The 12,181-nt window shown below is 70.8% G+C and carries 1 protein-coding gene (only partly in view); it reads right to left on the bottom strand.

Features of this window, described 5'->3' with window-relative positions; translation table 11 throughout:
- Window positions 1–12,181, bottom strand: the 5' portion of a protein-coding gene (locus IEX88_RS11325; protein WP_188850706.1) for an SDR family NAD(P)-dependent oxidoreductase. The gene continues 8,963 nt to the left of window position 1, outside the view; only the first 12,181 of its 21,144 coding nucleotides appear in the window; its start codon is at window positions 12,179–12,181; the stop codon falls past the left edge of the window.

Here is a 12,181-nt window from a genome sequence, read left to right as displayed (position 1 = left end):
CGGGCATGCCCGCGGGAAGCGCGCCGGCCTTGCCGACGAAGGCCAGAAGGCGTTCCGCGGCGGCCCGTAGGCGTTCGGGATTGCGCGCGGAAAGCAAGACCGCCTGAAGTCCCGATGCCGGCGGGGCCGCGATCACCGCCGCCGGCTCCACCCATTCCTGCAGGACGGCATGGGCATTGGCGCCGCCGGCCCCGAAGGACGAGACACCGGCGATCCGCGGCTTCTCGGATGTCCAGGTTGCAGCCTGGCGCTGCAGGACGAAGGGCGACCGCGATAGGTCGATGTTCGGATTGGTCTGATCCGCATGCAGCGTTGGCACCAGGACCCGGTTCTTCAGCTGCAGCACGATCTTGGTCAGCCCCGCGATCCCCGCTGCCGCCTCGAGATGGCCGATCCCGGACTTCACCGATCCCAGCGCACAGGAGCCTGCCGCCGCTCCGTCCGCCGCGAAAGCCTGGACGAGGCCGTCGATCTCGATGGGATCGCCGAGGTCCGTCCCCGTGCCATGCGCCTCGACGGTGCCGACGTCCGCCGCGCTCACGCCGGCACGGTCGAGCGCCGCCCGCACCACGTCGCGCTGAGCCGAAGGGTTCGGAACCGTGTAGCCGTTGGTGCGCCCGCCATGGTTCACGACGCTGCCGAGAATGAGCGCGTGGATCCGGTCGCCATCGGCGATCGCCCGCGACAGGGGCTTCAGGAGGAGGCAGCCGACGCCCTCGCCCGGCACGAAACCGTCGGCACCGGCGCCAAAGCTGCGGCAGCGGCCGGAGGGGCTGAGCATCCGCGCGGCGCTCAGCTCCCCATAGGTCGACGGGTGCAGATAGAGGTTCACGCCGCCGGCGATCGCCATGCCGCAGCTTCCGGCCCTCAGATGCTCGCAGGCCTCGTGGATCGCGGTCAGCGACGACGAGCACATGGTGTCGATCGGCAGGCTCGGGCCGGACAGGTCGAGGAGATGCGACACCCGGTTGGCCATGCCGGCAAAAGAGGTGGACGGCCGGACGGTGGCGCCGCCTTCCGTGCGGAAAGGCCCATGCAGGGCAAAGCCGGTCTTGGTCACCCCGACGAAAACGCCGACGCGCGCCCCGTCCTCCCCGCCGCAGACCGACTTCAGCCGGGCGGGCGTGTAGCCGGCATCCTCGCAGGCCTGCCAGGCGCTCGTCAGGAACAGACGCTCCTGCGGATCCATCGCCGCCGCATCGCGCGGCGAGATTTTGAAGAAGAGCGGATCGAAATCGGCAAAGTTTTCGAGGAAGGCGCCCCAGCGGGAATAGCTCTTGCCCGCGGCGATGGCTTCGTCCGGATCCGGCTCGAAGAAGCCGTCGCGCGGCCAGCGTTCTCCGGAAATGTCGCGGACGGCGTCGTGCCCGGCGACGAGGTTGTCCCAGAAGCGGTCGAGATCGGGCGCATCGGGATAGCTGCCGCTCATGCCGACGATGGCGATCGGCTCCTGCGGAGCGGCGGCGGGCGTCGCGCCCGCCGCGGCAGGGGCGGCGCCGGCGCCTGCCGCGCCCTGTCCAGAAGGCGTCAATTGCCGCGCCTCCCGCCCGGCGGCCGGGAGCAGCGGGTCCGCGCCGAAATCGCCCGCCACGCCGGTCCAGAGACCGCAGGCGACGGGCTGCGCGTCGACGAGATAGTCCGCCACCGCCGCCAGCGTACGGTGCCGGAAGAACAGCGTCTTCGGCAGCTGCGCGAAAATGTCCCCGAGGGCGGTGTTGAGCCGGGTGATCATCAGGGAATCGATGCCGTAGTCTTCCAGCGGCGCATCGGGGCGAATGGCCTCGCGCGAAAGGCCGCTGATCTCGGCAAACAGCACGCCGAGATTCGCGCGCGTTGCCGGCAGCAGTGCCGGGGGCACGGTGGAGGATGACGCAACGAGAGAGAACGGGGTGGGCACCGCCCGTTCGATGGAGAGCGCGACCGCCGCAGCCTCCGCCGGCGCCGGCCCGTCGCCGGCGAAGAAGCCCCTGATGCGCTGTCCGTCGCCGGCGATCACCGCGACCTGCGGCGCATCTCCGCCCAGGCAGAGATGCAGCGCCTCGAGGCCGGCCGCCGTGCCGAGGGGGCGCTGACCCATCCGGCGATGCAGCGCCTCCGCCGTGGCCGGATCGACCGTCATTCCGCCGTCCTGCCACAGCGGCCAGTCGATCGCCCGCATCCTGCTGCTGGAAGCACGGGCGAGGCCATCCAGAAACCCGTTGGCGGCGGCATAGTCGGCCTGGCCCGGATTGCCGAAAACGCCGGCCAGGGACGAGAACAGCACGAAATCGTCGAGATCGAGCCCCTGGCAGGCCGCACGCAACGCCAGCGCGCCCGTCACCTTCGGCGCCAGCACCGCCCGAAGATCCGCGTCGGTCTTGTTGGCGAGGAATCCGTCGCGGAGGGTCCCGGCGCAATGGACGACGCCATGGAGCCCGCCGTGAACCTCGACGATGTGCGCCACGAGTGCCTCGACCGCCTCGGCATCGGCCATGTCGACCTGGCGATAGGCGGTGACGGCGCCCTGCCCGCGCAGCGTCTGCAGGAAGGCGGCCCGGTCGTCGTCGAGTGGCGAAGAGCCGGCGAGCACGATTACCGCCGATTTGGCCGTGCGCGCCATGTCCTCGGCGACCAGCCGGCCGAGCCCGCCCAGGCCGCCGGTGACGAGAAAGACGCCGCCCTCGCGCCAGCGATGAACCGGCGCCGTAGCAACCTGTTCCTGCCAGACGCGGACCTGCCGCCGGCTCCCCGAGCGACGACTGTAGCCGTCGTACGGGCCCCGGGCCTCCTCCGCCAGCCATTCCGCAACCTGTTCGGCAGACGCATCCGGGGCGACTTCGAGGAGCTGCGTCCTCACCCGCGGCTCCTCCTGCGAGGCCGAGCGAAGAAGGGCCCCGAGACCGGCGAAGACGAGGCCGTCGCCCTCCGCGGGGACGGCCAGCTGGATGAGAACCGGGTCGTGCCCGGGGCGTTCGATCTCCCGGCGCAGCAAAGCGAGAAGCTGTGTGGCGGCGGCAGCATAGCGCTGCCCGATATCGGCGTCGCCGGGAGCAAGATTCTGGACGTCCGCGCCCTGCCCCGCCGCCACCGCCACACCACAGCCGACTGCGATCCGCCGGCCTGTGAAGCGTTCCCCCGGAAGGTCACGGTCCACCCAGACCGGGACGAACAACAGCCTGTCCACCTTGGTGCCGGTCGCTCGCGCTCCGGGTATCCAGAAGCGCGTGGCGGCGAAGGGATGCGGCGGCAGCGGCGGGCGGCCGGCCTGCTCCGGTCGGTCATGGCTTTCGAGCACCACATGCGCATTGGCGCCGCCGAAACCGAAGCTGCTGACCCCGGCGCGGCGCGGTCCCGCACTGCCGCCGCCCGGCGCATGGGCCGGCCAGGGCTCGCGCGCCGTGACCAGCCGGAAGGGGCTGCCGTCCAGCGCGATATGCGGGTTGATCGGCGAAGCGTGAAGCGTCGGCGGCAGTTCGTTCCGCCGCATGGCCATGAGGATCTTGATCACGCCGGCAAGGCCCGCCGCCGCTTCCAGATGCCCGATGGCCGATTTCACCGCGCCGAGGCCGATCGACCCGGCGCGGGCGGGCCGGCCGGCGCCGAGCGTCTCGAAGGCCCGGATAAGGGCGTTGATCTCGACGGGATCGCCGAGCGCAGTGCCGGTGCCGTGCGCCTCGATGTAGGAGACGCTGTCCGGATCGATCCCCGCCATGGCCGCGACGATCAAATCCGCCTGCGCTCTGGCATTCGGCGCCGTCAGCGCCCCCGACCGTCCGCCGTGGTTTTCCGCGCCGCCGATGATCGTGCCGAGGATCCGGTCGCCGTCGCGCTCGGCATCCCTGAGCCGCTTTACGAGCAGCGCCGCCACGCCCTCGCCGCGGGCATAGCCGTCCGCGGCCGCGCCGAACGTGCTGCAGCGGCCAGTCTGCGACAGCATGTCGACCAGAGCGGGTCCCTCGAAACCGTCCGCCGACAGGCAGAGATTGACGCCCGCGACGATGGCGGCCGAGCACTGGCGCAGGTTCAAGGCATCGCGGGCGCGCAGCAGCGCGATCAGCGAGCTCGAACAGGCGGTGTCGATGGCCTGGCTCGGGCCCGAGAGATCGAACTGGTGCGACAGCCGGTTCGCCGCCATCGCCAGCGAATTGCCGGTTGCGACATAGCCGTCGACCTCGAGGCCCTCGCCCCGCCAGAGCTTGCCGTAGTCGAGCGCGGTGATGCCGACGAAGACGCCCGTGTCGCGCGGAAGGTCGGCCGGCGCGAGGCCCGCATCCTCCAGCGCCCGCCAGGCCGTCTCCAGCAGCAGTCGCTGCTGCGGATCCATGCGCTCGGCCTCGACCGGCGAAATCCTGAAGAGCGCGGCGTCAAAGCGATCGACATCCCCGAGAAAACCGCCGCGCAGGGGAAAGCCGAGGTCGCGCGTCGCGGCCGCGGCGGCCGGGGTAAGGCGGTCGGCGGGCCAGTCGGACGTCAGGTCGCAGCCGGCCAGCAGGTTGTCGAAGAAAGTCTCGACGTCGGGACTGCCGGGAAAGCGGCCAGCCATACCGATGACGGCGATCGGCTCGCCCTGGGGCCGCCCGGCGTCGAGAGCGGCCCCCTGGGTCTCAGACAGTCGCGGCGAGGCCATTCGGGGCGAAGAGGCGCTTGCCGGCATCGCGGGAGGGACCGGCTCGGGCCGGGCAGTCAGGCCATGCCGGGCGGCGAGATGAGTCGCCAGCGCCTCGATGTGCGCGCACTCGAAGAAGATCGCCGGCGACAGCGCGATGCCGTAGGCATCGCCGATGTCGCCGGCGTAACGGGTGAGCGAGATCGAATCGAAGCCGAGATCGTGAAAACTCTCGCGCAGGCCGAGATCGCCCGCCGCGAATTTGAGGATCGCCGCGGCCATCCCGCGCAATTCCCCGCCGAGCCGCGCGAGCGATCCCTCGACCGGGGCAGTCGCTTGCGGATCGGACCGGCCCGGCGCGCGGTCCGCGACCGCACGGTTGCCGGCGGCGATACCGGAAAGGTCCGCCACGACACGGCCCGATGCGTCGAGCAATTTCACGCCGTATCGTCCGTCCGCCTCGGGCATGCACAGGATGTCGGCCACCGCGCCTTCCCCGACACGCGCGGCGGCGATCGACCAGGGCGCGGCGTCGGCGAAGCCGGAGTCGGCGAGAAGCAGCGCCTGGAAGGCTGCGCCCCATGCGGGCGCTGTGCAAAAGGTGTTCTTCTTGAAAGGGTCCTGCTGCGGCGTATCGGTCCGCAGGCGGCAGAGCGTTCCGCCACCGGGCAGGCGCCACGCCTGATCCAGGATCTCGAGATAGGGCCCGAAGCTCAGGCGGCCCGCCTTCAGCGCCGCGTCGATCTCGGCGGAAGACAGGATCGCGGTGGCGGAAGCCCGCAGGCCGGCGAGATCGAGCGCGGGGCCGAGATCTGCAGCCTGGGCGCCGGTGGCGGTGCATGTCGCCCGCACCCAGGGGCGGGCGGCCCCACCCGCATCCACCGTCTCGATGCGGACGGTGTGCCCCGTCCCGTCCGCGGCGTGGTCGACGCCGATCAGGATCTCGCTTATGCCCGACCAGTCGCCGATCGCCTCGACTTCCAGCGCCAAGACGAAGCGCTCGCCGAGGCCCGCAAGGCGCAGGGCTGCCGCGAGGATCTCCGGCACGACCGTCGGCAGCAGCGTCTGGCGGCCGTGATCGGTGAAAAAATAGTCGCGCAGCTCCTTCAGGTGGGTCGCCGTCTCGTAGCGCAAACCGTGCGCATCGGAGCGATTGATACCGATGAAGGGATGCAGCTTCGAGCGCGCCCCGATCGGGTTGACGACGGAGGGGGCGTCCGGCTCCGACTGATACCAACAGCGGATCTTCTCGAAGGGATAGGCCGGCAGAGACAGCCGGCGCACCACGCGGCCTCCGGCCAAGAGGTCCCAGTCGACCGTGGCGCCGGCACACCAGGCGGCGGCCACCGGGCCGAGATCGCGCGCCCGGCAGCCGGCTTCCAGCGCCGCGCGATCGCGCGGCGGGTCGGCGTCGAGAATGCTCGGCACATAGACCATTCCCGGCCCGGCCGCGCCGCTGGCGAGGAAGGCTTCGATGGCCGCAAGGGCGCCGTCCCGGTAGGGCGCGACGAGGGCCAGGCGGCAGGAAAGCTCGTTCCGGCCGACCTGCAGCGTATAGGCCAGGTCAGCCAGCCGCTCGTCCGGCTTTTGCCGGAGATGCGCGCAAAACCGCTGCAGCACGGCGCGCAGGCGGGCCGGATCCAGCGCCGAGAAGACGAGGAGCTCGGGGCCCTCCTCCGCCGGAAGAGAGGCAGGCGCTGAAAATTCCTCGATGACGATATGCGAGTTCATGCCGCCGGCGCCGATCGACGTCACGCCGGCCCGACGCGGCAATTCCCGGCCGGCCTCGTCCCGGCGGCGCGTCCAGTCTGCCAGTTCGCGCTGCACGTAGAAGGGCGAGGTCTCGAACGGAATGTCGGGGTTGAGCGTCTCGGCATGCAGCGAGGGCGCGATCTGCCCGTGCTTCAGCTGCGCCAGCACTTTCGCGATGCCGGCCAGGCCCGAGGCGGCGAGAAGATGGGCGACATTGCTCTTCACGGTGCCGATCGGGCAGGCCTGGACGGCATCGGTCGCCTTGCGAAACACCTGCGTCAGCGCCCGGATCTCGATGGGGTCGCCGAGCGCCGTCCCGGACCCGTGACCCTCGACATAGCCGATGATCGCCGCACTGACGCCGGCATCGTCCAGCGCCTTTTCGATGGCGACCGCCTGCTGGCCGGGGCTCGGCACGGTAAAGCCGTTGCGCGTCCCGGCATTGCTGATGCCCGAGCCGATGATGACGCCGTAGATGTGGTCGCCGTCGCGCCGCGCATCGGCGAGCCGCTTCAAGACCACAGCGCCGACGCCCTCGCCGAGGATCGTGCCTTCCGCGCCGAGGCCGTAGCCGCGGATGACGTCGGCGGACTTCGACGTGAAATGCTCCTGCGACGTCGCGATCAGTTTCTGCGGGTGCAGCAGCAGGCTGACGCCGCCGGCCAGCGCCATCTGGCAGCGCCCGGCCCTGAGCATGTGCACCGCCTCGTGCACGCAGGTCGACGAGGCCGAGCACATGGTGTCGAGGAAATAGGACGGGCCGGTGAAGCCGTAAAAATAGGACACCATGTTCGGCACGGTGCCGGTATAGCTGCCGCTGGCCAGCGCCCCGCGCATCAGCATGTTTTGAAAACCGTAGAGGTCGTATTCGTTGGTCATCGACCCGGCGATGACCGCGACGTCGCCCCCGTAGCGCCGGGCCATGGTCTGGCGCGAATAGCCGGCATCCTCGAAGGCCTCGACGCTGGCCTGCAGGAACAGCCGCACCTCCGGCGACATCAGCTCGGCCTCGGCCTGCGAGATGCGGAAGTAGCGCGGGTCGAACCTGTCGATATCCGGCAGGAAGGCGCCGGTGCCGACCACCGTCTTGCCCAGCACGTCCCGCTCGCCATGGTACAGCGCGCCGTTGTCCCAGCGCTCGGTGGGGACCGGCTCGAAGCCGTGCCGGCCCTCGGAGAGCATTTTCCAGAAGCTGTCCTGGTCGCTCGCGCCGGACACATGCAGGGACAGGCCGATGATCGCGATGTCGTGGCTGTCGTCGGGGGTTTTGCGACCGACAGCAGGATGGGCGACGTCGGACCGATCGGAAGCCGCGGGTCCCGCAGACTCGTGGTCGGAATCGCTCTCCGGCACCGCGAGCGGCGGTGAAGCAATTTGCTCGAAGGATGCGGCCGCAGCGGCGGTTCTCGGCGGAGATGTTTTCGGCGCGGTCGATCCTGGTGCAGCCGAGACAGACACAACCGGCGATGCCGCTGTCTCGCTGGCGAAGAGGCGGCGAAGCGCCGGGGCGTGCTCGCGCGCCAGATGCTCGGCGATGCTGCCGAGATCGACGTATTCGAACAGAAGCGTCTTCGACAAAGGCCCCAGGTCCTCTTCCAGGCGCTCGGTGGTCTCGATGATCGCGATCGAGTCCAGCCCGTAGTCGGACAGCGCCTGGTTCACGCGGATGCGCGCGGCATCGATCTCCAGCACCTCCGCCAGGATGGCTCGGACATGGTCAGCCGTACGCTCCACCAGCGCCTCGTCGTCGCCAGCCGGCGCAGCGGGCTCGGCAGCCGGCCCTGTTGCGGCCCCCGCGGCCGTTGCCGGCGAGCCGATGGCGCGGGGGGCCCGGAGATCGTCGAGCGCCGCCCTGATCTTTTCGACGTCGCCATGCAGGACCGTCGTCCGCGCGAATGCGTTGCCGACCAGAATGGCGTCGAGCGCCAGAAGCCCTGCGACCGTCGGCATCGGCGTCAGCCCGAGGCGGCGCTTCATCGACGCCAGGGTCCCGGCGTCGACCGCCATGCCGCCCGCGCTCCACAGGGGCCAGGCGATGGCGACCGTCTTTCCGCGGCACAGACCGGCCGCGACCTCGGCGGCACGCGCCTCGGCAAAACCATCCATGAAGGCGTTGGCGGCGGCGTAGACGGCCTGTCCGACATTGCCGAAGACGGAGGCCATGGACGAACACAGGACGAAGAAATCCAGCGGCGCGGCGCGCGTCGCGCGGTCGAGGTTCACGGTTCCCGCCACCTTCGGCGCGAAGACCCGCGCCGCGGTGCCCGCGTCCTGGGTCAGAATATAGCCGTCATCGAGGACGCCGGCGGCGTGGATGATGCCCTTCAGCGGTCCGTAGTCCCGCTGGACCGCCGCGGCAAAGCGCGCGGTCGCCGCCTCCGACGCCATGTCGCATTCGGCATAGTCGACCCTTGCCCCCTGGTCGCGAAGACGCTGGAGCGGCGCTTCGCTTTCCGGTCCCGGCGCCGCGCGTCGACCGCTGAGGATCAGGGTCCGCGCACCGCGGGAGACGAGCCAGTCGGCGAAGATCAGGCCGAGGCCGCCGAGCCCCCCGGTGATCCAGTAGACGCCTTCGGGATCGGCAGCGTAGGCGCCGTCCCCCTCCAGTCCGTCGCCCGCGATTGGCACCCAGGCCTTGCGCCTGCCGTCGGCGTCATAGCGCAGTTCCGTCGGCGAAGGACCGCCGCGCCCCTCGGTCAAAACGACCGCAGCCAGCCGTTCGAGGGACCCATCTCCGGCCAGCGAGACCAGGCGCCCGCCGATTTTGGGATTTTCGATCGCCGCGGTCTTCAGCAGGGCCGCCAGCGGTGCGGTGACGGGTGCCGGGAGCGTGTCGCGGGCGAGGACAAGGATGTCGACGGGCCGCGGCGGGCGCGATCGGATGACTTCGCCGATCAGGCCATGGACGGCGGCAAACAGCGTCTCTGCCGCGGTCGCCATGCTGACATCGGCGACATCGGGAAGCGCCTCCACCGGCCATCCGGTCCGGCGCGACAGGGCATTCGCGAGGCCCGCATCCCAGCCGGCCAGGAGAACGCGCGTCGCAGCGGCCGTGTCCGCCTCGACGATCTCGAGGGGTGCATCCCGCCAGACGCCGCCCGCAAGGACCATGGACGCCGAAAAATCCGGGCGCGGAGCGACGACGGCCGCGCTGCCGACCTCGGCTCCGACCTTGATGATCCGCAGAGTCAGATCGTGGAAAGAGACCCTGCGCGCGCCGGTCTTGTCGAACAGATCGATGTCGAGATGGCGTGTCGCGGCGTCCGGCCCCGGCCGAAGGCGCACATGCGCCCACAGGCTGGCCTCGCAGGGCCCCCACACCTCGATGCGACCGCAGGCGAACGGCACCGCGGCGCCCGGAGGCGACGTATCGCCGATGGCCACCCAGGCCTGGATCGCGGCGTCGAGGAGAACCGGGTGCAGCGGCATGGCGCCGAGCGTGGCCAGCAGTCGGCGCGGCAGCTTCAGGAGCGCCAGCGCCTCGTTCTCGCCGCGGCTGGCGGCGGCCAGGGCGCGAAAGGCGGGACCGTGATCGACGCCGCTGGCGCGCAGCCTTGCATAACAGGTCTCCGGCTCGACGGGATCGGCCATCCGGGCTTTCAGGGCCGCCAGATCGGCACCGGCAGGTGCCGGATCGTCCAGCGTCCGGATCGTGCCTTGCACATCAGGACCGGCGGACGAGCGTCCGGCTGCGGCGGGAGCGGCCTTGTCCGGCACCGCGATCGCAAAAGCCAGCGTGCCGGCCGCCTCGCGCCCCAGGCGGGTCTCGGCCAGAAGGCCCCGGCCATCGGTCGGGCGGACGGGCCGCCGCCAGACGACGTTGTCGATGGCATAGGCGCCCCCGCCGAGTTCGCCGGTCCGCATCGCCGCCGCCCGCGCCATTTCGAGCGACGCCATGCCCGGCAGGACGGCGACGCCGCCGACGCGGTGATCCGCCAGGACGAACTCGTCGCCGGAGAAGCGCGTCTCGAAGCGCGCGCCGTCGAGCCCAGACACATTGCGGTGCAGGAGGGGATGCGGGACGCCCGCCTGGTCCTTTTGGCCGAGCGACAGGTCCATCCAGTGCCGCGTCCGCTCGAACGGGTAGAGGGGGGCGTGGATCCGCCGGCTGGCGGCCGCCCGGCCCGGCGCCCAGTCGACGTCGTCGCCGGCCATCCACCGATGAGCAAGATCGGCAGCAGCCAGCGCATGACCAGACGACGGCGCTTCGTCGGACGAGGTCCCCTCGCCGGCAGTCGCGGCACAGGGGGCGGGGCCCGTGGAGGCACCATCCGCACCGGCGAGGTAGGCGCGCAGCTTGACGGCCAGGTCGCCGCGGCTCTGCGCGACGAAGGCGTGACGCGCCGGCATCGCCAGGCGGGCCGTCTGAAGGGTATGGGCGAGGTCGGCGAGGTCCACGCCCTCGCCACGCTCGACGAAGGCAAGGAGGCGCGCGGCAATGAGCGGCAGGCGATCGGCCGTCGCACCGGAAATCGGCACGACCTGCCACGCTTCCGCCGCCTCAGCCGCTTGCACGGGTTCCGGCGCGGGCGGCTCCTCGAGGAGGACGTGGCCGTTGCTGCCGCCGAAGCCGAAGGAGCTGACGCAGGCCCGGCGCGGCCGCCCCGCCTGCCGCGGCCAGTCTGTCGCCTCGCTCTGGATCCGGAACGGCGTGCCCGAGAGATCGATCAGCCGGTTGAGCCGGGTGAAGCCGACATTGGCCGGCAGGCGGCCATGCTTCATCGCGGCCAGCACCTTGGCGATGCCGGCGACACCGGCCGCGCCTTCGAGATGGCCGATATTCGTCTTCACCGAGCCGACGCCGCAGCTGGCCGCGTCGAGCGTCACGCCGTTTTCCGCGGCAAGCTCAGCGAACGCCTGCTTCAGCCCGGATATTTCGATGGGATCGCCGAGCGGCGTTCCCGGACCGTGCGCCTCGACATAGCCGACGGTGTCGGGGCTGACCCCGGCCTCGCGGTGCACCCGGGCGATCAGCTCGGCCTGCGCAGCCGGACTGGTCACCGTCAACGAATTCGTGCGGCCGCCGTGGTTGATGCCGATGCCGCGCACCACCGCATGGACAGGATCGCCGTCCGCCAGCGCCTTCGCCAGCGGCTTCAGCAGCAGCACGGCGCCGCCCTCGCCGCGGACATAGCCGTCGGCGCCGTCGTCGAAGGCTTTGCCCTGCCCGTCCTTCGACAGCATGCCCGCCTTGGAGAAGGCGACGAAGTGATTGGGCGACCAGATAAGGTTCACCCCGCCGGCCAGCGCCATCTCGCATTCGCCGTCCTGCAAGGCCCGGACGGCCTCGTAGAGCGCGGTCATCGAGGCGGCGCAGGCGGTGTCGTTGGCGATGCTCGGGCCGGTGAAATCGAAGAAGTGCGAGACGCGGTTGGCGATGATCGACAGGGCGATGCCGGTCGGCATATAGGCGTCGACCCGGGCGAGATGCTTCTCCAGGAGCTCGGCATAGTCGAAGTGGCAGACGCCCATGTAGACGCCGGTCCGGCTGCCGGCGAGATCGGCCGGGCGATAGCCGGCATCCTCGATGGCATGCCAGGCCATTTCGAGGGCAAAGCGCTGCTGCGGGTCCATCCACGCCGCCTCGCGCGGCGAGATCCCGAACAGAGCGGCGTCGAAACCGTCGGCGTCCTCGACGAAGCCGCCCCAGATGCTGCTGGTGTGATGCCCCTTGGCCGGGTCGCCCTTCAGCGCCGCGGCGTCCCAGCGATCGGCCGGGACTTCCGAGATCAGCGACCGTCCGGCGGCGAGATGATCCCAGAATCCGTCGAGGCTGTCGGCGCCGGGCAGGCGCAGGCCGAGGCCGATGATGGCAACGGGTTCGCGGGGGGCGCGCTTCGCCAT

This window comes from Aureimonas glaciei (assembly GCF_014643375.1).
Classification (GTDB): Bacteria; Pseudomonadota; Alphaproteobacteria; order Rhizobiales; family Rhizobiaceae; genus Plantimonas; species Plantimonas glaciei.
The sequence above is the reverse complement of the archived record's forward strand: the minus strand, read 5'-3'. Positions and strand labels throughout refer to the sequence as shown.